Annotated in this window: 22 protein-coding genes; 16 read left to right on the top strand and 6 right to left on the bottom strand. The window is 32.5% G+C overall.

The genetic code is table 11. The annotated features are described in order from the left end of the window. Position 1 precedes the first annotated feature (1 nt). The 12 genes from KSU54_RS05985 (at position 2) to KSU54_RS05930 (ending at position 15,378) form a co-directional block, all read left to right on the top strand. On the top strand, positions 2 to 1,432 hold the full coding sequence (locus KSU54_RS05985) for a glycoside hydrolase family 1 protein (RefSeq protein WP_003535252.1): 1,431 nt from the start codon (positions 2 to 4) through the stop codon (positions 1,430 to 1,432). Between the two features lie 24 nt (positions 1,433 to 1,456). Next, the gene (locus KSU54_RS05980) at positions 1,457 to 3,175 is read left to right on the top strand and encodes a class I mannose-6-phosphate isomerase (protein ID WP_117792054.1); all 1,719 of its coding nucleotides are present in this window, start codon (positions 1,457 to 1,459) and stop codon (positions 3,173 to 3,175) included. A gap of 259 nt (positions 3,176 to 3,434) precedes the next feature. Next, a complete protein-coding gene (locus KSU54_RS05975) occupies positions 3,435 to 5,540 on the top strand; it encodes a PTS transporter subunit IIABC (protein ID WP_003535247.1) in 2,106 nt (701 codons plus the stop codon). Between the two features lie 16 nt (positions 5,541 to 5,556). After that, entirely contained in the window at positions 5,557 to 6,381 is an 825-nt protein-coding gene (locus KSU54_RS05970; RefSeq protein ID WP_003535245.1) for a PRD domain-containing protein, read from the top strand. Positions 6,382 to 6,603: 222 nt separating this feature from the next. Further along, positions 6,604 to 7,593 carry a mannose/fructose/sorbose PTS transporter subunit IIA gene (locus KSU54_RS05965; RefSeq protein ID WP_008792459.1) on the top strand — a complete coding sequence of 330 codons (990 nt, stop codon included), beginning with the start codon at positions 6,604 to 6,606 and terminating at the stop codon, positions 7,591 to 7,593. Positions 7,594 to 7,618: 25 nt separating this feature from the next. After that, positions 7,619 to 8,434 carry a PTS mannose/fructose/sorbose transporter subunit IIC gene (locus tag KSU54_RS05960; RefSeq protein ID WP_003535242.1) on the top strand — a complete coding sequence of 272 codons (816 nt, stop codon included), beginning with the start codon at positions 7,619 to 7,621 and terminating at the stop codon, positions 8,432 to 8,434. 23 nt (positions 8,435 to 8,457) lie between these two features. Then, entirely contained in the window at positions 8,458 to 9,375 is a 918-nt protein-coding gene (locus tag KSU54_RS05955) for a PTS system mannose/fructose/sorbose family transporter subunit IID (protein WP_003535241.1), read from the top strand. 42 nt (positions 9,376 to 9,417) lie between these two features. Next, on the top strand, positions 9,418 to 9,801 hold the full coding sequence (locus tag KSU54_RS05950) for a DUF956 family protein (RefSeq protein ID WP_003535240.1): 384 nt from the start codon (positions 9,418 to 9,420) through the stop codon (positions 9,799 to 9,801). A gap of 167 nt (positions 9,802 to 9,968) precedes the next feature. Then, complete coding sequence (locus tag KSU54_RS05945) at positions 9,969 to 10,649, top strand: response regulator transcription factor (RefSeq protein ID WP_003535239.1); 681 nt, start codon at positions 9,969 to 9,971, stop codon at positions 10,647 to 10,649. Next, entirely contained in the window at positions 10,636 to 11,691 is a 1,056-nt protein-coding gene (locus KSU54_RS05940; RefSeq protein WP_003535238.1) for a sensor histidine kinase, read from the top strand. The genes KSU54_RS05945 and KSU54_RS05940 overlap by 14 nt, the downstream gene beginning before the upstream one ends. Before the next feature lie 109 nt (positions 11,692 to 11,800). After that, the gene (locus tag KSU54_RS05935) at positions 11,801 to 13,558 is read left to right on the top strand and encodes an ABC transporter ATP-binding protein (protein ID WP_003535237.1); all 1,758 of its coding nucleotides are present in this window, start codon (positions 11,801 to 11,803) and stop codon (positions 13,556 to 13,558) included. Further along, the gene (locus KSU54_RS05930) at positions 13,558 to 15,378 is read left to right on the top strand and encodes an ABC transporter ATP-binding protein (protein WP_008792457.1); all 1,821 of its coding nucleotides are present in this window, start codon (positions 13,558 to 13,560) and stop codon (positions 15,376 to 15,378) included. The genes KSU54_RS05935 and KSU54_RS05930 overlap by 1 nt, the downstream gene beginning before the upstream one ends. A gap of 125 nt (positions 15,379 to 15,503) precedes the next feature. Here KSU54_RS05930 and KSU54_RS05925 read toward each other — a convergent pair whose 3' ends face one another. The 3 genes from KSU54_RS05925 to KSU54_RS05915 all read right to left on the bottom strand — a co-directional run bounded on the left by KSU54_RS05925 (position 15,504) and on the right by KSU54_RS05915 (position 18,383). Beyond that, positions 15,504 to 16,352 (bottom strand): Cof-type HAD-IIB family hydrolase, encoded by an 849-nt coding sequence (locus KSU54_RS05925; RefSeq protein ID WP_003535235.1) that lies wholly within the window; start codon positions 16,350 to 16,352, stop codon positions 15,504 to 15,506. A gap of 273 nt (positions 16,353 to 16,625) precedes the next feature. Beyond that, positions 16,626 to 17,246, bottom strand: coding sequence for an ECF transporter S component (locus KSU54_RS05920; protein ID WP_003535234.1), 621 nt, complete (start codon positions 17,244 to 17,246; stop codon positions 16,626 to 16,628). Between the two features lie 168 nt (positions 17,247 to 17,414). Further along, a complete protein-coding gene (locus KSU54_RS05915) occupies positions 17,415 to 18,383 on the bottom strand; it encodes a P1 family peptidase (protein WP_003535233.1) in 969 nt (322 codons plus the stop codon). Positions 18,384 to 18,533: 150 nt separating this feature from the next. Between KSU54_RS05915 and KSU54_RS05910 the strand changes: the two genes are divergently transcribed. Both KSU54_RS05910 and KSU54_RS05905 read left to right on the top strand, forming a co-directional pair. After that, the gene (locus KSU54_RS05910) at positions 18,534 to 19,199 is read left to right on the top strand and encodes a DUF5680 domain-containing protein (protein WP_008792455.1); all 666 of its coding nucleotides are present in this window, start codon (positions 18,534 to 18,536) and stop codon (positions 19,197 to 19,199) included. Between the two features lie 63 nt (positions 19,200 to 19,262). Next, positions 19,263 to 19,403 carry a hypothetical protein gene (locus tag KSU54_RS05905; protein ID WP_003535231.1) on the top strand — a complete coding sequence of 47 codons (141 nt, stop codon included), beginning with the start codon at positions 19,263 to 19,265 and terminating at the stop codon, positions 19,401 to 19,403. Between the two features lie 138 nt (positions 19,404 to 19,541). Here the strand turns inward: KSU54_RS05905 and KSU54_RS05900 are convergent, their stop codons facing one another. The 3 genes from KSU54_RS05900 to bilS form a co-directional block, all read right to left on the bottom strand. Continuing rightward, positions 19,542 to 20,864 carry a hypothetical protein gene (locus tag KSU54_RS05900; RefSeq protein WP_117792055.1) on the bottom strand — a complete coding sequence of 441 codons (1,323 nt, stop codon included), beginning with the start codon at positions 20,862 to 20,864 and terminating at the stop codon, positions 19,542 to 19,544. Positions 20,865 to 20,943: 79 nt separating this feature from the next. Further along, positions 20,944 to 21,816, bottom strand: a complete 873-nt coding sequence (locus tag KSU54_RS05895; protein WP_003535226.1) for an AraC family transcriptional regulator — start codon at positions 21,814 to 21,816, stop codon at positions 20,944 to 20,946. A 90-nt stretch (positions 21,817 to 21,906) separates the two neighbouring features. Then, positions 21,907 to 22,413 carry a flavodoxin family protein BilS gene (gene bilS / locus KSU54_RS05890; RefSeq protein WP_003535225.1) on the bottom strand — a complete coding sequence of 169 codons (507 nt, stop codon included), beginning with the start codon at positions 22,411 to 22,413 and terminating at the stop codon, positions 21,907 to 21,909. A gap of 106 nt (positions 22,414 to 22,519) precedes the next feature. Here bilS and ppaX point away from each other — a divergent pair, with 106 nt between their 5' ends. Then, positions 22,520 to 23,161 (top strand): pyrophosphatase PpaX, encoded by a 642-nt coding sequence (ppaX, locus tag KSU54_RS05885; protein WP_008792452.1) that lies wholly within the window; start codon positions 22,520 to 22,522, stop codon positions 23,159 to 23,161. 1 nt (position 23,162) lies between these two features. After that, a complete protein-coding gene (trxB, locus tag KSU54_RS05880) occupies positions 23,163 to 24,071 on the top strand; it encodes a thioredoxin-disulfide reductase (RefSeq protein ID WP_003535221.1) in 909 nt (302 codons plus the stop codon). Positions 24,072 to 24,145: the final 74 nt, after the last annotated feature.

Raw genomic sequence — 24,145 nt, 5'->3', positions numbered from 1 at the left:
AATGAAAAAGTTATATAGATTACCAGAAGGATTTAAATTTGGAAGTTCTGCTTCCGCTTGGCAAACAGAGGGATGGACAGGGAAAAAAGAACATCAACGTAATTTTGTCGATATGATGTATTTAGCTGAACCAGAAAGATGGTTTAATGGAGTTGGAACAATCAAGTCTACAGACTTTTATAATCGTTATGAAGAAGATATTAAATTAATGAAAGAATTAGGAATTCAAGTATATCGGACTTCAATAGATTGGTCACGCTTTATTACAGATTATGAAACTAATGAAGTTGATCAAGATGCATTAAGATTTTATGAAAAGGTAATTGATTGTTTAATTGAAAATGGAATTGAGCCAATGCTTTGTTTAGAACACTGGGAAATTCCTGAGTATGTTATTAATAAGTATGGGACATGGGATAATCGTAAGGTCATGGAATTGTTTGTAGGTTATAGTAAAAAAGTAATGGCGGCTTTTCATGATAAGATTAAATATTGGTGGACTATTAATGAACCTGCGGTAGTTCCTAACGAAGCATATTTATTTGGAAATATTTGGCCTTATGAAGAGAATACTAAAAAATCAGTACAAATGAATTATCATCGTGTTCTTGCAACTTCTTTATTAGTCGAGCACCATGCAAAAATGGGTTATCAGGGAAAAGTAGGAATAATCTTAAATCCGTCACCATCTTATCCAAAAAGTATGAATAATCCTAAAGATATTGAAGCAGCAAAAATTTGTGATATGTTTAATTATAAACAATATACTGACCCTTTGATAAATGGAAAGTTTGATGAAGCATATTTTGAATTATTAAAAAAACATGAGTGTATGTTTGAATATGTTAAAGGTGATTTTGAAAAGATTGATGATAATAAAATAGAAGTTGTTGGAATCAACTATTATCAGCCGTTACGGGTTCGACAAAGAGAAACGGCATGGAATCCAGATAAACCATTTATTCCAACTGCATATTATGAAACATATAGTCCACGAGGAATTAAAATGAATTTTTCAAGAGGATGGGAAATTTATCCTAAAGGAATTTATGATATGCTGAAGATCATTCAAAATGATTATCGAAATATTGAATGTTGGATTACTGAAAATGGTATGGGAGTAATGGATGAAGATAAGTTTAAGGATGCTAGCGGGCAAATTCAGGACAGCTATCGAATTGAATTTTTAAGTGACCATATGGCTTGGATGTTAAAAGCAATTGACGAAGGTTGTGATTGTCGGGGCTTTTTGAATTGGACGTTTACAGATAATCTTTCACCTGTTAATGCATTTAGAAATCGTTATGGGTTTGTGGAAATTGATATGGAAAATAATCGGAATCGGAGAATTAAAAAATCAGGCGATTGGGTAAAAGAATTAATGAGAACACGATGTTTTGAAGCTGAAGATACAGAACCTGAGTATAAATAAGATTGAGTAGGAGGCAAAAAGCAAATGAGTAATTATGATAATAGCCCCTATATCAAAATAAATGGCTATGACAACGATGCATATTCTGGATATGCGCAGATTGATAAGAAAATTAAAGAATCTTTAGGAAATAAAAAGATAGTTGTTGTAGATTGTTATTTGGGAATTAATGATCATGAATTATTAAATGTATTGATAAAAAAATTGACTCCAGCACACGTAATTTTAAGTGAAGATATCTTTTATGATGGTAAAAAATTGACAGAAATGATGCAGGTGAATCTAACTGAAGATCGTGTCAGGGGAGTAATGTATTATGGAACTATTAGAGATTATGTTGATGAAGCTAAGCTGGCTAAGATACAAAAGTTTGTTAAAAATAAAGAAGGAATAGTTCTTGTATACGGTTTTGGGGCAAGTCTAATTACTAAAGGTGATTTATTAATATATGCAGACCTAACACGATGGGAAATTCAATTAAGATATCGGGCTGGATTACCTAATTTTAAACAAAGTAATTATGATGAAGATCCTCTAATAAAAAATAAGCGTGGTTATTTTATTGAGTGGCGAATTGCCGATAAGCATAAACGAGAGATTTTTGAAGATATTGATTTATATCTAGACACTAATTGCAGTAATAAACCTAAAATGATTACTGGTATTGCGTTTCGAAATGCATTAAGAAGTGTTTGCAATCAACCATTTCGTCTAGTACCATATTTTGATCCAGGGGTTTGGGGAGGACAATGGATGAAAGAGGTTTGTAATTTAGATAAAAGTAAATCTAATTATGCTTGGAGTTTTGATGGGGTTCCAGAGGAGAATAGTATTAATTTGAAGTTTGGCGATATTGTTATTGCAACCCCAGCTTTAAATGTTGTTATGTATCAAGCTATAGAGCTTTTAGGAGCAAAAAATTATGCTCGTTTTGGGGCAGAGTTTCCAATTAGATTTGATCTTCTTGATACAATGGGTGGAGGAAATTTAAGCTTACAAGTACACCCAACAACTGAATATATCAAGAGCCATTTTGGAATGCCTTATACGCAAGATGAAAGCTACTATATCCTTGATTGTGATGGAGGTGGAGTATATTTAGGTTTAAAAGAGAATATTAATTCAGACGAATTTATTAACGATTTAGAAAGAGCTAATGAGGGTAATCAAAGTTTTGATGCCGATAAGTATATTAATTTTTTTCCAGCAAAAAAGCATGATCATTTCTTAATTCCAGCAGGAACAATTCATTGTTCTTCGGCTAATTGTGTAGTCTTGGAAGTAAGTGCTACACCATATATTTTTACTTTTAAATTATGGGATTGGGATCGTGTAGGATTAGATGGTAAACCACGCCCGATTCATGTTGAAGATGGAAAGAAGGTAATTGATTATCAAAGAACAACTACTTGGGTAGAATCCAATTTGGTAAATAATTTTACAGAAATTGAAAAGAGTGATGAATATACAGAAGTTAAAACCGGATTACATGAATTAGAATTTATTGAAACACGAGTTATTACAACTAAACAAAAGATTTATCAACAAACTAATAAAAGTGTGGTAATGATGAATTTAGTTGCTGGGGAAAGTGCAGTAATTAAAAGTCCTAAAAATAAGTTTGAGCCATATACAGTGCATTATGCGGAAACTTTTATTGTACCAGCTCAAGTAGGTGAGTTTACTATTGAACCGTTTGATAAAAATGAAATAAAAGTATTAAAAGCATATGTTAGAAACTGATTTAATTAAAGAAATAGAATTCAAAATGATATGTCCCTTGTTTACTTAAGCGGAGCATATTAAAATAGAATTCTATTTTTTTAATTATTTCTCTTTAAATTGACAAAAAAAGTAGTAAATATCGTATAAATAAGTAATTATTCTTGTTGACAGATAGTCTTTATCATGATTATTATAAGTATCATGGTCTTAATTATAAAAAGAATTTTTGATCGAACGATTTAGTTATAATAAATTATGTTGGAATAACGGAGGGATTATGAAGACTAGAGTTTTTGGGATTTTACAAAGGATTGGTCGCAGTTTTATGCTGCCGATTGCAGTATTGCCAATTGCGGGTTTATTTCTGGGAATTGGTAGTTCATTGACTAATGAAACAACTATTTCTTCACTACATTTAGAGGGAGTTTTAGGAAACGGGACTTTTTTACATGACTTTTTAATAATCTTAACTAAAGTGGGGAGTGGCCTTTTTAACAATCTACCACTTATTTTTGCTGCTGCAGTAGCGTTGGGAATGGCGAAAAAGGCGAAAGAAGTAGCCGTTTTATCTTCAATTATTGCTTTTTTTGTTATGCATACAACAATTAGCGGGATGCTTTCATTAAATGGAAGTATTTTAGATAATCAAATAATTAATCCTGATGTTTTAGATGGAACGATTACAGCGGTTTGTGGGATCATGTCATTGGAAATGGGGGTATTTGGTGGAATAATCGTCGGTCTTGGCGTTAGTTATATACATAATCGCTTTTATCAAATTGAATTACCAAGAGCGTTATCTTTTTTTGAAGGAGAACGGTTTATTCCGATAATTTCAACAATAACTTTTTTGTTTGTGGGAATCGTAATGTTTTATGTTTGGCCATTCTTTCAAAATGGTATATATGAATTAGGTAAACTTATCTCAACCTCAGGCTATTTTGGAACCTTTGTTTACGGTGTAATTAAACGGTTACTGGTTCCTTTTGGCTTACATCATGTATTTTATTTACCATTTTGGCAAACTGCAATTGGAGGTTCAATGGTCGTCAATGGGGCGGTAATTTATGGTGGTCAGAATATTTTCTTCGCACAGTTAGCTGATCCAAATATTGTGCATTTTAGTAGCGAGGCTACAAAATATTTTACTGGTGAATTTATTTTTATGATTTTTGGTTTACCGGGAGCAGCATTGGCAATGTATCAGACTGCTAAGCCGGAAAATAAAAAAGCGATTGGAAGTTTGTTGTTCTCAGCGGCTTTAACAAGCATCTTAACGGGAATAACGGAACCAATCGAATTTACTTTTTTGTTTGCTGCTCCACTGTTATTTGGGGTACAAGTTATCTTAGCAGGAAGTGCTTATATGGTTGCTCATATTTTTAATATTGCCGTGGGATTGACCTTTTCTGGAGGTTTATTTGACTTTATTGTTTTTGGTGTATTGCAAGGTAATAGTAAGACTAGCTGGGTATTGCTTATCCCTATTGGAATAATTTATTTCATGCTCTATTATTTTAGTTTTAAATATCTAATTAAAAAATTTGATTTGAAGACTCCAGGTAGAGAGATAGATAATATGAAGTTATCTATCTTTAAGAACCCTAAAGCAAGTCATCGAAAATTGTTAAATAAAGGAATTGAAATTGACAAACAGTCACAATTGATTGTTCGAGGGCTAGGTGGTCGTGATAATTTTACTGACTTAGATTGTTGTATTACCAGATTACGAGCAACAGTTAGTGATAATCAATTAGTAAATGAAGGTTTATTGAAACAATCAGGGGCAGCGGCAGTTGTTATGCAAGGAAATGGAGTTCAGATAATTTATGGTCCTAAAGCATCATCGATCAAATCAAAGCTGGACGAGTATTTAATAAATATTCCTGATGAATTAGATGATTATCAACTGGAAAAAGAGACTGATCATACTAATCTTGAATTAGGCAATATTGTTGATGGTGAGGTTTTGCCAATTGAACAGGCTCCAGATCAAATTTTTTCACATAAGCTGTTAGGTGATGGGGTTATGATCAAGCCATTTCACGGTTTGATCGTTGCCCCTTGTGATGGTGAGATAACAATGATCTATCCAACAAAACATGCAATTGGAATGAAATTAGATAACGGATATGAATTGTTGATTCATTTTGGAACTGATACAGTTAATTTAAATGGAACTGGTTTTGAAATATTAGTTAAATTAAATCAAAGAGTGCAAAAAGGTGATTTAATTTGGAATGCAGATTTAGAGTATATTAAAGAAAATGCTTTAGATGAAAGTATTTTGTTAATATTTACAAATCTATCAAATGATTTAAAGATTGAAAAAGAATATGGTAAAATAAAGAGCGGGAGTACAATTATGAAGATTTGCAACTAGGAGAGGGAAAATAAATATGTATAAGATCATTAAAGTATTAAATAATAATACTATTTTAGCTTGTAATGAGACTGAAGAAGTTATTATTATGTATAAAGGAATTGGATTTTCAAAGAAAGTGGATGATTATTTTGAAGTACCACGGAATGCTAAAAAATTTCTTATGCAAAAGGGATATAAAGCTAAAAGTGGTTCAAATGATATAATCAATTATATTGATCCAGTTTATTTAGAAATAGCATCAGAGATTATTAGACTGATAATAGAGAAATTTGGAAAAATTGATAATGATATCTTATTACCATTAGCGGATCATATCTATTTTGCAATAAAGCGAATGGATGAAAATATAATGCCTTTAAATCCATTTATCAATGATATTCGTTTGCTGTTTCCTGATGAATATGAGGTTGCATTAGAAGGACGGGAAGTAATTAATAAGTTTATATCACGAATGATCAATGATGATGAAGTTGGCTTTATTACACTACATATTCATTCAGCAATTTCTTCTAATCAAGTTGCTGAGTCAATGGAGGCAACACGAATTATTCATGAAAGTATTATTAAATTAGAAAATGATCTTAATATTGTTATTGATATTCAATCAGTTTCATATGCTCGATTAATGAATCATATTAAATTTTTAATTTTAAGATTAAATAAAAATGAAGAATTGCAGATGGATATAAGTGAATTTACTAAAGATAAGTTTCCTTTTGCATATGAACAGGCAAGTAACATGTGTGAAGCATTATCAAAGGTTTTAAAAAAGAAATTACCAGAGACAGAAGTAGGATATCTGGCATTACATTTGGAAAGAATATTGTCAAGTATTTAAAAATATATTATTTTGAAATAATAATTTTTAAATGATTTCTTGACAGAAAAGGCTTACAATGATAATATTGTTTCATAAATTGAATATTTTATAGTGTGTAACTGATAAAGCAGGCATTAACTATTTAAAAAAAGAACAAAGATGGTATTTTTGTATCTTTTAATAATAGTTTGCCTGTTTTTTTGCGTTATAAAGTATTTAAAAGAAAGGGAGGAATTTATAATGGTAGGAATTATTCTTGCTAGTCATGGTGAGTTTGCTAACGGGATTCTACAATCCGGGGCAATGATCTTTGGAGATCAAGTCGATGTAAAAGCAGTTACTTTGCAACCAAGTGAAGGACCTGATGATCTTAAAGCAAAAATGGAAGCGGCAATAGCTACTTTTGAAAATCAAGACGAAGTACTATTTTTAGTTGATTTATGGGGTGGTACACCATTTAATCAGGCTAATGGATTAATTGCTGGTCATGAAGATAAGTGGGCAATCGTTACGGGTTTAAATTTACCAATGCTGATTGAGACTTATGCTTCTAGAATGTCGATGGAAACAGCGCATGAAATTGCTAAACATGTTACTGAAGTTGCTAGAGAAGGGGTAAAAGTAAAACCTGAAGAATTAGAACCAGAAACGAAAGTAGCGGCTCAAGCTATTAATACACAGTCACAAGGAGCTATTCCTGAGGGAACTGTATTAGGGGATGGACATATTAAATATGTTCTGGCACGAATTGACACGCGTTTATTGCATGGTCAAGTTGCAACTACTTGGACTAAAACAACACAACCAAATCGAATCATCGTTGTTTCTGATGCTGTTTCAAAAGATAAATTACGGAAACAGATGATTGAACAAGCCGCGCCACCAGGAGTTAAGGCTAATGTTGTTCCAATTGATAAAATGATTCAAGTGGCTAAAGATCCACGTTTTGGTAATACCAAAGCAATGTTATTATTTGAAACACCTCAAGATGCATTACGGGCAATCGAAGGCGGTGTAGATATTAAAGAATTAAATATTGGTTCAATGGCTCATTCAATTGGTAAAGTGGTAGTAAATAAAGCTATTGCAATGGGGCCGGAAGATATTGAAACAATTGAAAAAATTAAAGCTAAAGGAATTACTTTTAATGTTCGTAAAGTACCAAGTGATTCAAATGAAAATATTGATACGCTTTTAAAGAAAGCAAAAGCAGAATTGAAAAATGTTTAAAAATAAAATGTAGGGAGGAATTATAATGTCTTTAATTACAATAATCTTAATTATTATAATTGCCTTACTAGCGGGGATGGAAGGAATTCTGGATGAGTTCCAATTTCACCAACCGTTAGTGGCATGTACTTTAATCGGTTTAGTAAGTGGTCACTTAACTGAAGGGATTATTCTAGGTGGTTCGCTTCAAATGATTGCATTAGGGTGGGCCAATGTAGGAGCTGCTGTAGCACCAGATGCAGCATTAGCTTCTGTAGCTTCATCAATTATTATGGTATTAGGTTTAGAAGGTGGAGCAACTGATGTGCAAACAGCTATTTCTACTGCAATCGCAGTTGCAATCCCTTTATCAGTAGCAGGTTTATTCTTAACAATGATCTGTCGTACTCTTACAATCCCAATTGTTCACTTTATGGATGGGGCAGCCGAACAAGGAAATATGCGTGCAATCGACATGTGGCAAATTTTAGCAATCTTATTACAAGGAATTCGAATTGCAATTCCTGCTGCAGCACTTTGTGTTGTTCCTGCGGCAGTTGTAACTGATGCATTAAATCAAATGCCACCATGGCTATCTGGCGGAATGACTGTTGGTGGTGGAATGGTAGCGGCAGTTGGTTATGCAATGGTAATCAATATGATGTCTACTAAAGAAACATGGCCATTCTTTGCATTAGGTTTTGTTCTTGCTGCAATCGGTGAATTAACATTGATCGCATTAGGAGCAATTGGTGTTGCTTTAGCAATCATCTATTTAGGATTAAAAGAAAACAGTGGCTCTAATGGTGGCGGTTCAACAGGTTCTGGAGATCCATTAGGCGATATCTTAAATGACTATTAAAATCTTGAAGGAGGAAAGAAATTATGGCAGAAAAAATTAAATTATCAAAAAAAGATCGTATGTCTGTTGCTTGGCGTCATCAGTTCCTTCAAGGTTCTTGGAACTATGAACGTATGCAAAATGGTGGTTGGTGTTATTCAATTATCCCAGCAATCAAAAAATTATATCCAAATAAGGAAGATAAAGTAGCGGCTTTAAAAAGACATATGGAATTTTACAATACTCATCCATATGTATCAGCGCCAGTCATGGGTGTTACATTAGCATTAGAAGAGGAACGTGCTAATGGAGCAGAAATCAATGATACTGCAATCCAAGGTGTAAAAGTTGGGATGATGGGTCCTTTAGCTGGGGTTGGAGATCCTGTCTTCTGGTTTACTCTTAGACCAATTTTAGGAGCATTAGGTGCTTCTCTAGCATTAAGTGGTAATATTATTGGTCCATTAATCTTTTTCTTTGCATGGAATATCATTCGTATCGCATTTTTGTGGTATACACAAGAATTTGGATATAAAGTTGGTACTTCAATTGCACAAGACTTATCTGGTGGATTATTAGGTAAAATTACTCAAGGTGCTTCAATTCTTGGGATGTTCATTATCGGATCATTAGTACAACGTTGGGTAAGTATTACTTTTACTCCGGTTGTATCAACTGTTACGCAGTCAAAGGGCGCATATATTGATTGGAATAGTTTGCCTTCTGGTGTAGACGGGATCAAATCAGCATTAGAACAGTTTGCATCATTAGGATCTAATGGTTTAAATGTTGAGAAAGTTACGACCCTACAACAAAATTTAGATCAACTTATTCCAGGTTTATCAGCATTATTATTAACATTATTATGCTGTTGGCTATTGAAAAAGAAAGTATCACCAATCGTTATTATCGTTGCTTTATTCATTATCGGAATTCTTGCACGTCTTGGTGGAATAATGTAATATAATAAAGAAAATACATGGCAGCTGTAAAGGAGGAAATATATGGTACAATCTTTAAATACTAAAGTAGATTTAACAGTCAAAGCAACTTCTTATCTTGGTCTTGCTAATTACGGAGAAGTCATGGTAGGCGATAAAGCATTTGAATTCTATAATGAAAAAAATATTAGAGATTATATTCAAATTCCATGGGAAGAAGTTAATTGTGTAATGGCTTCAGTTATGTTTAAAGGAAAATGGATTCCTCGCTTTGCCGTTGTTACCAAAAATAATGGGAATTTTACTTTCTCATCACGCGATAATAAAGCATTATTACGTGCTATTAATAAATATATTCCCTCAGAAAATTTAGTTCGATCACTTAGTTTTTTTCAAGTAATCAAGCGAGGGTTGAAATCATTGTTTAGAAAAAAATCTAGACAATAAGAAAAAGAGTCAGTTAACTAAAATTAGTTGATTGGCTCTTTTATTCAAATTACTTTTAAATAATGTAATTAGAGATGGCAAAATAAGATTACTTTTTTATACAATATAATTTAGTTTAGTTAGAGTTTATAAAACTGATATACTATATAGTAGTGAGGTGATAGGCTATGTTTCATATTCTTGTTGTTGATGACGATAAAAATACTCGCCAATTGATCAAGGCTGTTTTAGAAACAGAAAATTATATTGTTATAGGTGCAACTGATGGCGAAGATGCTTTAAAGGTTTTGGATAGAAGTCATATTGATTTGGTAATTTTAGATGTAATGATGCCCAAAATGGATGGTTATGAGTTTACTGAAATATTACGTAGAGTACAAAATGAACTACCTATTTTAATGGTTTCAGCAAAACAATTACCTGCTGATCGAAATAAGGGATTTATAGTTGGAACAGATGATTTTATGACCAAGCCGTTTGACGAAGAGGAATTACTCTTACGTGTTAAGGCATTATTACGGCGGGCTAAGATTGTAAATGAGCATCGAATTATAATTGGTGAAGTTATTTTAGATTATGATTCACTAACAGTGAAGCGAAAAAATACCTGTCAGGAATTACCCCAAAAAGAATTTATGCTTTTATATAAGCTGCTTTCATATCCGGGTAAAATTTTCACGCGAATACAATTAATGGATGAAATATGGGGTGTTGATAGCGATACTGGATGGGAAACTGTCACGGTTCATGTCGCTCGATTGCGAAAACGATTTGAAGATTGGCCAGAGTTTGAAATTATCTCAGTTAGAGGACTTGGCTATAAGGCGGTAAGAAATGATGAATCGTAAAAAAGCACCGCCACGAGCATTACTAACTTTAATATTTACGATTGTAGTATTTATAATTTTAGTAGTTACTATGATAATCGTTGGATGTGTAATATTTTTCTTAACACAAATCGGTGTATTAGGAATATCACAAACTGCATCGGCTCCAATTCATTTTCAAATTATTATCTTTGCAATGACAAGTATTGTTATTGGGACAATAGTTGCAGCACTTGGGAGTCACTTTCCACTCAGACCATTAAATACATTAATTGAAGCAATGAATCAGTTAGCTCATGGAAAATATGATATTCGCATTAATTTAGGGAAGCACCGTATTTCACAGGAATTAACAGACAGTTTTAATACAATGGCTGAGGAACTAGAAAATACTGAAATGTTACGAACTAATTTTATTAATGATTTTTCACATGAATTTAAGACACCGATTGTATCAATTAAAGGATTTGCCAAATTATTACAAAAAGATAATCTTGATCAAAAAACGCATGATAAATATTTACAAATTATTGAAACTGAATCTAGTCGTTTAGCAGATATGGCTACTAATGTATTAAATCTAAATAAGATTGAAAAACAGACAATACTAAGTAATATTACTAGTTTCAATTTATCGGAGCAAATTCGTAATTGTCTTCTTTTATTAGAAAAGAAATGGTCTAATAAAAATTTGAATCTAATTATTGATTTTGATGAACATCAAATAGCTGGGAATCAAGAGTTATTGTATCAAGTATGGATTAATTTACTTGATAATGCAATTAAGTTTGCCCCAAGAGATGGTAAATTAGGAATTAAAATTATTCATAATCAAAGTGATTATCAAATCTTAATTAGCAATAATGGACCTAAAATTACTGATGAAGAGAAAAAATATCTTTATAATAAATTTTATCAAGGAGATACTTCACATGCTACTGAGGGAACAGGAATCGGGCTTGCTATCGTTAAGAAAATTGTTAGTCTTCATAGTGGTACTATCGATGTTGATAGCAATAAAAATGAAACAACTTTTATTGTAACATTGCCTCTCAATTTGTAATACAAATACATATGCAAAGAACTAACGAGATTAAAGTTAGTTCTTTTAGTTTAGTTTTGGTTTATTTTTATTGTTTAAGATGGACTTATAAAGCGAAAGGAGATTTTGAATGATAAAAATATTTAAAAACTTTACTAAAAAAGATTGGAGCTTAATTATTATCTGTCTAGCATTTATTATTTTACAAGTATGGTTAGATCTTAAACTCCCAGATTATATGTCAAAAATAACAATGCTAGTCCAAACAACAGGAAGTACAATGGATGAAATAATTGAGTCAGGTGTAAAGATGTTAGGATGTGCATTAGGAAGTTTAGCTTCATCGGTAGTTGTAGCAATCTTTGCAGCAAGGGTAGCTACAAATTTTGCTGCTAATTTAAGAGAGCGATTGTTTGATAAAGTACAAGCTTTTTCAATGGAAGAAATTGGTAGTTTCTCAACAGCAAGTCTGATTACACGTTCAACTAATGATATTTCACAAATTCAAACACTTGTTGTAATGGGATTACAAGCTATTATTAAGGCACCGATTATGGCTGTTTGGGCAATTTTCAAGATTGCTGGTAAAAGCTGGCAATGGACAGCTTCAACGGGTGTAGCTGTAATCGTTTTATTAGTTATTGTAGGAAGTTGCATGATTTTTGCATTACCAAAATTTAAAAAATTACAACAGTTGACAGATGATTTGAATCGGGTTACTCGTGAAAATTTAACGGGAATAAGTGTTGTTCGGGCTTATAATGCTGAGAATTATCAAGAGAATAAATTTGAAAATGCCAATCAGGAGTTAACCTCAGCAAACTTGTTTGCAAACCGAGTTATGGCAATCATGAGTCCAGGAATTCAAGGAATCATGAGTGGTCTGACATTGGCCATTTATTGGATTGGAGCCATCCTGATTGAAAATGCTGCTATGATGGATAAACTAAACTTATTTTCAGATATGGTGGTATTTTCTACATATGCAATGCAAGTAGTTATGGCTTTTATGATGCTTGTTATGATTTTTATAATGTTTCCAAGAGCATCGGTTTCATCAAAGCGAATCATGGAAGTATTAGAAACAGTACCAATAATTAATGATGGTACAGTAACTGTCGCTAAACCGGGTATTAAAGGACAAATTGAATTTAAAAATGTCAGTTTTAAATATCCTGATGCTGAAGATTATGTTTTACAAAATATTACTTTTACTGTTGCTCAAGGAGAAACAGTTGCTTTTATCGGTTCAACTGGATGCGGTAAAAGTACAGTGATTAATCTAGTTCCACGTTTTTATGATGTAACAGAAGGTGAAGTACTCGTAGATGGGATTAATGTTAAAGCTTATACACAATATGCCTTACATAACAAAATCGGTTATGTATCCCAAAAAGCAGTTCTTTTTAGTGGAACTATTGAATCTAATGTTGCCTATGGTGATAATGGTAGAAATAATAATCTTCAAAACAATGTCATTGATGCCATTTATACAGCTCAAGCTTCTGATTTTGTTGAGGCTTCACCACGCCGATATAATAGCTATGTTGCCCAAGGCGGTTCTAATTACTCAGGTGGGCAAAAGCAACGGATTTCTATTGCCCGGGCAATATGTCGTCAACCCGAAATTATGATTTTTGATGATTCGTTTTCTGCACTAGACTATAAAACAGATCAAAAACTTCGAGAAGCTTTAAAGAAAGATTGTTGCGATGCTACCAAATTGATCGTTGCTCAACGAATTGGTACGATTCGAGATGCTGATAAAATTATTGTTCTTGATGAAGGGGTTATTGTAGGGATGGGAACACATGAAGACTTAATGAAGAATTGTCAAGTTTACCAACAAATAGCTCGTTCACAGTTATCAAAGGAGGAATTAGAATAATGGCAGAAGGAAAGTATTTAGAGAAAAATGATTTAAAAGCTCCTGGGGTTAATATGGGTAGTAAAGAAAAATCTAAAGATTTTAAGGAAACATGGTTAAAATTGTTAAAATATTGTAGAAAGTATTGGATTGTAATGGTTATGGCAATTATCAGTGCCATATTTGGAACAATATTAACCTTGATAGGTCCAGACAGATTATCAGAATTAACAGATTTAATTACAAATGGAATAATGACGGGAATTGATATGACAAGGATTGGTAAAATTGGTCTTACATTAGTCGGATTTTATGTTACTAGTGCTTTTTTTTCTTTATTTCAGGGATTTGTCATGGCAACAGTAACTCAGTGGGTTACTAAAAATTTAAGAAGAGATATTTCGCGTAAAATTAATCGCTTGCCAATTAGTTTTTATAATCATACTTCAACTGGTGATATATTATCGAGAGTTACCAACGATATTGATATGATTGGACAATCATTAAATCAGAGTGTTGGAACATTAGTTTCATCAGTCACTTTATTAGCTGGTTCACTTATAATGATGTTAAAAACTAATCTCATTATGACTTTTACTGCAGTTCTAGCAACGGTTATAGGTTTTGCTTTAATGCTGGTAATTATGTCTAAATCGCAAAAATATTTTGCTCGCCAGCAAAAACATCTTGGTGAAATCAATGGATATGTTGAAGAAATTTATACTGGTCATACGATTGTTAAGGCTTATAATGGTGAAGTTAAGGCAAAAGAAGCTTTTACAAGACAGAATAATAATTTACGTAATAGTGGTTTTAAGGCCCAATGCTTATCTGGATTAATGATGCCAATCATGAGTTTTATTGGTAACTTTGGATACGTAGCAGTATGCATTATTGGCGCTGCATTAGCAATGAGTGGAGATATATCATTTGGAGTAATTGTAGCATTTATGATGTATATTAGATATTTTACTCAGCCATTATCACAGTTAGCTCAAGCAGCTCAATCATTACAGTCAGCGGCTGCAGCAGGAGAGCGTGTATTTGAATTTTTAGAAGCTCAAGAAATGGCTGATGAGAGTCATAAAGTAAAACGCTTGTCCAAAGCCAAAGGTGGAGTAGAATTTAGACATGTTCATTTTGGTTATGATAGCAATAAGATTATTATTAATGATTTTTCTGCTCGTGCTGAACCTGGTCAAAAGATTGCTATTGTTGGGCCAACTGGAGCTGGTAAAACAACGATAATCAACTTATTGATGCGTTTTTACGAAGTTGATCGTGGCGAAATTAGAATTGATAATATTCCAACTAAAGATTTACGTCGAGAAGATGTCCACGGACAATTCTGTATGGTTCTTCAAGATACGTGGCTTTTTGAAGGAACAGTGCGTGAGAATTTGGTTTATAATACTAAAAATATATCTAATCAGATAATTGAAGAAGCATGTAAAGCAGTAGGCTTAGATCATTTTATCAGAACACTTCCATATGGTTATGATACGGTACTTAATGATCAAGTAAATTTATCACAAGGACAAAAACAACAGTTGACGATTGCTCGAGCGATGATTGCTGATAAACCAATGTTGATTCTTGATGAAGCTACTAGTTCAGTAGATACTAGAACAGAGTTACAGATTCAAAAGGCCATGGATGAATTAATGGAGGGACGAACTTCCTTTGTTATTGCGCATCGTCTTTCAACAATTAAAAACGCAGATTTAATTCTAGTAATGAAAGATGGTGATATTATTGAAAGTGGAAATCATGAAGATTTATTAAGTCGTGGTGGTTTCTATGCAGAGCTTTATAATAGTCAGTTTGATAAAGCTGTATAAATTATTGATTTTCTTATAAATTTAGTGTTAAGAATAATTATATAATAGAATGATTTGATAGAAATATTATAAAAAATATAATGAAAACGAAGGAAAAATTCCCTTCGTTTTCATTATATTTTTTTTTACTCTGCTTCAATTAAACCAAAACGAACAAAAGCATTATACAAACCGTCTTGGTCGACATCATCAGTTATATAATCAGCCATAGCTTTGATTTCATCGCCACCACTTCCCATAGCAACACCAATATGGCAATAATCAAGCATTGGAATATCTATTTTAGCATCACCAAAGGCATATGTATCCTCAATATCTGCACCTAGATACTCTAATAAAGCATCAATAGCATGAGCTTTAGTAATATCTTTAACGCCTAAATCACCAAATAGAGCAATTTCCCCTGCACCGCCCCATGTACCAGCTTTTAAATCAGGAAATTCTTCAATTGAATCAAGATGATCTTGATAACTTTCAAGAATAAAACTAACTTTATTCAAATCATCACGATATAATTCACCATCAAAAATCATTTCTGGAAAAACATCTCGAACTTTAATTTGATCACTATGTTCTTTACCTTTACGTTTACTATATTCTTGAATTACTGGTTCTCCCCGAGTTTCAAAGTTTTCACTCGCAAATAAACCATTATTACTTTCAAGATAGAATTCAAGTCCTCGACTTTTTAACCAGTCTACGATATGTTTACATTGCTCAGCAGTAATTAACTGATGCATAACAACCGTATCCCCATCTTCTACATAACTGCCATTCCCACCAATCATGCCATCAAGACCAATATCCCATAAATAAGGGTATACCTCAGCTTTACTTCGTCCAGTACATATATACACACGATGTCCATTTTTACGTGCTTGTTTAATTGCTTTGTCTGCTGAAGCTGGCAATTTGTTTTCATAATCAACTAAAGTTCCATCAACATCAATAAAGATAATTTTTGAATCTGCCATTTTTATTTTCCTCTTTTCTATATGATATGACTATATCTTTATTATAAAAGATATAGTCATATTTACAATTCCTCAAAGAGAAGAAGAAACTATTTTATCTATAAATTATAGAAATTAGCTAAATGAAAAGATAAGTTTCTATCATTTTAATTGTAAAAGTAAAAATAATTTTTATAAATACCAAAAGTATAAATAAACTATAATAAAATAAGAAGTGATAATAACACACTTCTTACTAATAGTAATGAATTTAAAGGGTAACTTAACCTTAAATTATTTTATATTTGTTGCCATTGGTTTAATTGCTTTATATGCCAGGAGGGTAACGACCGCCCCAATAAGTGCCTCAACGATACCATTAGTAGTCACAACACCAAATAACATTGCCAGCAATGAACTATAGGCAATATTAACTGCATCAGCATAAGCAGTGCCAAAGAAAAAGTAAATTCCGCCTAGGACAAGTACAGTATTTGTAATCGTTCCAATTAAAGCACCAATCACTGCTGCAGCATTTTCATTATTAAACTTGTTTTTTATAAATTCAAAGATTACTCCAGCAAGATAGCCAAGTAATATTCTTGGAACAAGAGCAATTATAACGCTTCGCCAATCCCCGCTAATGTTTCCCACTGTAACGAATGGTGAAAAACAAAATGATGTAATTCCCGGCTGAATCGTTGCACGAATTAAACTAGTTAGTCCAAAGACCAAACCAAGTTGGGCTCCTGCCTTTTTTCCTAATGTAATCCCAGCAATGATTACAGGAATGTGCATTGTCGTAGCACTTAAAGGACCGATTGGGATATAACCAAGCGGTGTTACGACAAGGATGATTTCAATAGCAAGAAACATTGCCATGAAAGTCATGTACTGTGTTTTTTTAGATCTCATTTTTTCCTCCTACTATCACTCTTTTTAGATGTGATGTTTATTATGAGTGTCTCGCCATATCTTCCCATTTTTCTAAGAGTCATGATGATCTCTTGAAAATATCTTCTTGATACGGTTTGACGATAAGATTATAGTACAATTTATTATTGCTGCCAACTGTAATAATAATTATTTATGTAATTCTTTGTATGATTTTAAACCGTAGGCGCTGTCGGCTTTTTTTACCGCACGATTGACTGCTTTAGCCATTAAATCAGTTGCAAGAATCCCAATGGCATCTGGCATTACTTCAACTTCATTAGTACTTAATACAAAAATAGTATCGCCATCACTCATCGTGTGGACAGGCTGAATAGCACGGGCATAACCGTTGTGGGCAATCCCTGCAATCTTTGTACATTGAGCTTTGTCTAATTTGGCATTTGTAATAATACAACCAATGGTAGTATTACCACTTGGTAATTGGCGAAGTTTTTCAATTTGTTGAAAAATCACCTCGTCTGCAGGAATGATACTATTGTGTTCTGAATCATAAATTCCAGCTAACTGCTCATTAGTTTTATAGTCAACAATATTTCCACAGGCATTAACTGCTACAATTGCTCCAACTTGAAGATTATCGATCTGGATGGCTGCAGTACCTAAGCCGCCTTTCATTGCATATTGTGGACCCATGATTTTACCAACACTAGCACCACATCCGGCACCATAGTTACCCTCTTTAAGCGGTTCATTTTTTTCGCTATTAAGGCAAGCTTGATATCCCATTGCTTTATCTGGACGAATTTTAGGATCACCAACTGTTAAATCAAATAAAGATGCACCACAAACAATAGGGACATGGGCGACCTTCATATCAAAACCACAGTTATGTTCTTCTAAATATTGCATTACACCACTAGCCGCATCTAGTCCAAAGGCACTGCCGCCACTTAGCATTACAGCATTGATCTGTTGGACCATGTTGATTGGATTTAGCAGGTCTGTTTCTCTAGTTGCTGGGCCGCCACCTCTTACATCAACACCTGCTGTAGCACCATCTTTGCAGATGATTACAGTGCAGCCGGTTCCAGCTTTTTGATTTTCGACTTGGCCGATTTGAATGCCTTTAATTTCTGTTATATTAATTTTTTTCATGTTATCACCCCAATTTATTGTACAACATAATTACTATTATTTCCTTATATTTTGAAGATGACAATAATAGTTGCTAAAAATGTAAATTATAGTTTCTCGAAAATTTTTAAATATATAGTAAAATGATACTAAAATAAAGGAGGATGGAAAATGATTGGAGATAAAATTATTTTATATCGTAAACGTAAAGGATTAACACAAGAGGAGCTTGCTGATCTGCTTGAAGTAAGTCGCCAAACAGTAACTAAATGGGAGAGTGGTAGTGTGCTGCCAAATCTCGATTATATCATGGGATTATCAGTGATATTTGGGATAACGATTGATAACTTAGTTAAGGATAATGACTGTGCTAAGCAGGAAATAGAAAGTAAAATTAGTAATTATAACTGGATTGATTTTATGTTAAAGGCAAAAAAAGCAACCTATGCTAAAAAGGAGGGGAAAACTGTTTCCAGTCGACCTAACAGCCATGATTATCAATATCAAGAAAATGAATATTTATATATTGATACGTTTGTAGGCAGTGAATTTTTTGGTGGTGAAGAATGTGTCTATAAAGACAATATTCCACTTTATGTAATGAATTATTATGGTAAAGTGCTTGATGAGGCTTTTAGTGGTGATTTTTTGAAGGAAGCACTATTATTAGTTGATCGAATTTCTCCTTTTAGAGGTCCGGCGTTGTATACTAATGGTAATTATACATATCATTGTAGTTATGATGGTGATTATGAATTTTTTAATGGTAAAGAGGAAATATACTATAATAATATTAAAGTATACGAGTGTTTATTCCATGGCGGAAGTGTTAAATAATTAAATGACATCAATCGGTTAATTAATACTGGAATAAGAAAATGATTTTAGAATATTAATTAGATGTTTAAAACAGGTATCAGTAGTGGCAGAGAGGAATTTGCCCATGATATTTTAAAAGGTTTTGTTTCAGTTAAATCAGGATTTCTTTCCAATAAGCAGGAGTATTTAGATTTATCTAATATTCATATTTCAAAAGACTAAAAAAATAGGGGAACTAGAAAGACTTTTTAGCAATAAAAATATTTAAATGAGGAACCCTATAATTGTCAACTTAACTGAAAATTATAATTAAAAGATGTAACGTTTAAAAATTTATCCGTTACATCTTTTATATTCATTTTATTTAACTTGTTCACCAATCCATTGCCAAACTTTTTCACCATGTTCATCACAGTCGGCTTCATTATTATCAAAATAGATCCATGACCAGTGACCATTATATTGGTATGGGTCACCATCATTTAAATCATTATATTTACCAGAAGTATCGATGACCGAATCAAATGTGGCAACGTGTAGATTAGTTGCACCAAGATTTTTTAATCGGTTAATAGTAGGAATTTCAAATTTTTCTGGAATAATACTAGGATCATCATTAGAATAAATAAAATATAGAGGTAGATCTTTAATTTCAGAAAGTTGTTGGTCACTAATAACATCATCAGGCAGGGCTTCACAAATTGGTATTGCTGCAGCAAAATAATCTGGATAATCTAAAATTAAACGCATAGTCATATATCCACCTGCAGAACATCCTGCAAGAACGACTTTAGTAGCTCCGCATCGAGACTGATAATCTTTAATTAATTCCATAAGTGCATTAGTATAATAAGAAGGACCATGAGTTACTAATAAGTCATCATTCCATTCACCGCCATTACCATCAGCATCCATCCAAAAAGTTGGACATTGAGGAACTAAAACATATGCATTGCCAACAGCATTTTGGAAATCATCATTAAAATAAGCACTTACTTTATTTGATAAAGAGGTTACTTGTGGATTAGTATTCTCTGTTCCCCCTTCACCAGAACCATGTAACCACACAAATAATGTATTAGAAGGTTCTTTAGGGTTAAAATGACCATAATTTAATTCAATTCCATCACTAGCCTTAAATTTTTCTAATTCTAAAGCGTCAGCAGCAGTAATTTTTTTAGTATATTCTGTACTAACATCAAGTTTAGTAACTTTTTTATCGTCTACCGTTATTTCACCGTTTTTTGCTAATGAAATATTTAAATAATACGGATCACTCCATGTATTATAATGTGTTGTAGCAGAGTATAATAATGGCGAACCATCATTTGGGCTTACATATAACTCAATCGCAATATATTTAGACTCTCCATCAATTTTTTGCCCATCTTTATCACAAGAATAGGCATCATCAACAACACGCTCCAAAGTTTTTTCAACAACTGGGAGTGCCTCATCTTCCCAATCAGTTACTTGTTTTGTTTCAGATACCATAAAATCATTTTTGTCAACATCATCAACAGCTTTGTCTAATGTCAAAATAGTTTTATTGACGCCACATCCCCAATCATATCCGGCAATATAAATTTCATAAGTTGCATCAACAACTTCTGTGCTTTGAGAACATCCGGTAATGCTACAAGCAATAAATAAGGCAAGTAATAATTTTGATAATCTTTTCATTCTCTCTTCTCCTTTCACCTTGCCTATATCTTAAGCTTATTTATAAAATTTAAATATGAAAAAAATGACCACATTAGGGTCATTTTCTAACTTTATTACGATATACTTGGGGTGTTTCATGATATTTGAGTTTAAATTCACGATTAAAAGATTTAGTACTAGAGAAGCCATTTTTCATCGCAATCTCAGTAATGGTTAAATTAGTATGAACCAAATCGTTAGTACAGTGTTCTAAACGTTGTGCAGTTAAGTATTGTTTGACCGTAATATTTAAGTGTTTTTTGAACAATCTTGCTAAATAACCATAAGAGAAGTTAAATTGGTTCGCGATTGAGGAAACATCTAGTGCTTGAGAATAATGTTCATCTAAATAAAAGAGAATTTTCATAAATTCTTGGAGTTTTTGATCAGATTGAAGAAAGTAACCAACTTTTCTAATCTTTTTTTGATACTTTAATAAAATACTAATAATTAAATATAAATAACCATTAATAGTAAGTAATTTAAATTCAGTAGTTTGTTGATACTCTAAACTCAAATTAGTTAAAAGAACGACCAGTTTTTGTTCAATTTCTGGGACTATATGATTAGAAAAATAGATATTATCAAATGCAGGATAGCATTTTTTTAGAAAATCATACTTAATTTGAATAACAATACTTTTAAAACAATCCTCTGATTCAATAATTTTAGTCGTATGTATAGCTTGTGAATTAATGATAGCTAAACCATTACGAGCAATTGAATAAGTTTCCCCATTACTCCAAAGTTCAATTGATGCGGTAAGTGGAATAATAAACTCTAAACTACGATGCCAATGTTTTGGAGGGATTAAATTAGGATCATCTTTAGCTAAAGTTACCTCAATAACTTTTAGCGGAAGTTCATCAGTAGTAATTTTTTCATAAATTATATGCGTATTATTATCTAATAATTCTTTTCCATTCAACATCCTACCACTCCTTTTATATTATAATAACATAAAAAAATTAATTTTATTAATCCAATTCATTTATTTTAATATATAAAATAGCTAAGATATTTAAACCTTAGCTATCATCTCTAATGCATATTTTTTAGCATTTTCTAAATCATTTGTATCTGGATGTGATAGAGCTGCATCAAAGTTATCAATACTAACTTGAAGCTGTTTATCTTCAGGATGCTCTTGAATCATTTTAACATAGCGATCACGTATTGATAAAGGCATCTTACCGGGACAGAAAAAGTGTCCTAATATCTTATTATTAGTATTTACAACATTATCAAATCGTTCTGCCAGTTTATCATAGTATTCAGTAGAACCACCAAATCCAGCTGTTGCAAAAAAAGCGATTTTTTCATTTGAAAGAGTAGTAAGAAAATTTTGAATCTTTTGACTACAGTTACCCTTATCGGTCCAGCTTCCAATAAAAATCAGATCTGCGTCACTGAATGTTTGAGGTTCACCGAAGTAAACAACCTCTTCGTTAATACAAGCTTCTTTAATTACATTAGCTACTTTTTTGGTATTACCTGTATGACTATCAAATACAATTGCAATTTTCATTTTAATCACCTCGTCATAAGTATAGACTTATATTCATAAATAATAAAGCATAATCTTTATCACATTTAATTACGTGTGATATACTATGATGTGTAAAGGAGATTTTATGGATACAGCAATAATATTTGATTTAGATGGAACAGTTTTATATACAGATGAATTAATTAAAAGAACTTTTATTAAAGTATTTGAAAAGTATCAGCCTGGGTATACTTTGAGTGAAGATGAATTATTATCTTTTTTAGGACCATCTTTAAAAGAAACGTTTTCGAAGTACTTTCCAGATGAAATGTTTAATGAATTGTTGAATTATTATCATAGTTATAACCATAGTCATCACGAGGATTTTGTCTATGTTTATCCGACAGTAGTAGAAACATTAGAATATTTAAAAAATAGAGGTTATCCTTTAGGAATCGTTACGACTAAATTAAAAGTTGCTGCTGATGTAGGACTCAACACTTTTGATTTAAAAAAATATTTTGATGTAGTAATTGGATTAGACGATGTTAAGGTCACTAAGCCGGATCCAGAAGGAATAATCAAGGCAATGGAATTATTGGGTGTTAAAAAAGCTGTATATATCGGTGATAATATAACTGATATTCAAGCTGGGAAAAATGCTGGTATTAAAACAATTGGTGTAAAATGGTCACCTAAAGGTTATCAACATTTATTAGAATTAGAACCAGATTTAATGATCGACGAGATGAAGGAAATCATTCCATATATAGAAGGAGCGTGTTAAGATGAAAGATTTAATTATTATTGGAGCTGGTCCTGCTGGATTAAGTGCATGTTTATATGCAACTAGGGCAGGGGCAGAGGTGTTGATGCTGGATGCTGGAGCACCTGGAGGAAAGTTGAATGTCAGTGCTGAAATCGAAAACTGGCCTGGACAAAAAAAGAAGACTGGCCCTGAGTTAGCTTATGAAATGTATGAACATGCATTATCATTTGGCGGTGAACAGGCATATGGTGAAGTAACTAAAGTAATTGATTACGGTGATTATAAAGAAGTTATAACAACGGATCAGTCATATGAAGCAAAAAATGTCTTGATTGCTACTGGAACTAAGGAACGTAAAATGGGAATTCCGATGGAAGAAGAATTAACCGGGCATGGTGTTTCTTATTGTGCTGTTTGTGATGGACCATTTTTTAAAGGTGATGAAGTAGCAGTTGTTGGTGGGGGTAATTCGGCATTAGAAGAAGCTATTTATTTAACTAAATTTGCTAAAAAAGTACATTTAATTGTTCGGCGGGATGTTTTTAGAGCTGATAAAATAATTCAAGATCATGTTCAAGCTAATGATAAAATTGAAATTCATTTTCTAAAAAAACCTCATCATCTTATTGCAAAAGATAATAAGGTTGCGGCGATTGCATTAGAAGATAGTAAGACTGGTGAAGTTAGTGAATTAGCAGTTAAGGGTGTCTTTCCATTTGTAGGATTAGATCCAATTACTGATTTTGTTAAAGACTTAGGAATTACTGATGAGCGTGGCTATATCATTACAAATGAATTGATGGAAACATCTGTCAAAGGTATTTATGCTGCTGGTGATGTTCGTCAAAAAGTACTTCGCCAAGTTGTGACAGCTACCAATGATGGTGCAATTGTTGGTCAACAAGTTGGTCAAGGCTTAAATAATTAATAATTTTTGCAGGTCTTAAGGCTCCGTGTCAATAGTGGAGGGGCTTAAGAGATAGCGAAAGCTATCTCTTTTCT

Origin of the sequence: Erysipelatoclostridium sp. MSK.23.31 (assembly GCF_019125875.1) — a bacterium.
Lineage (GTDB): Bacteria > Bacillota_I > Bacilli_A > Erysipelotrichales > Coprobacillaceae > Thomasclavelia > Thomasclavelia ramosa.
The sequence above is the reverse complement of the archived record's forward strand: the minus strand, read 5'-3'. Positions and strand labels throughout refer to the sequence as shown.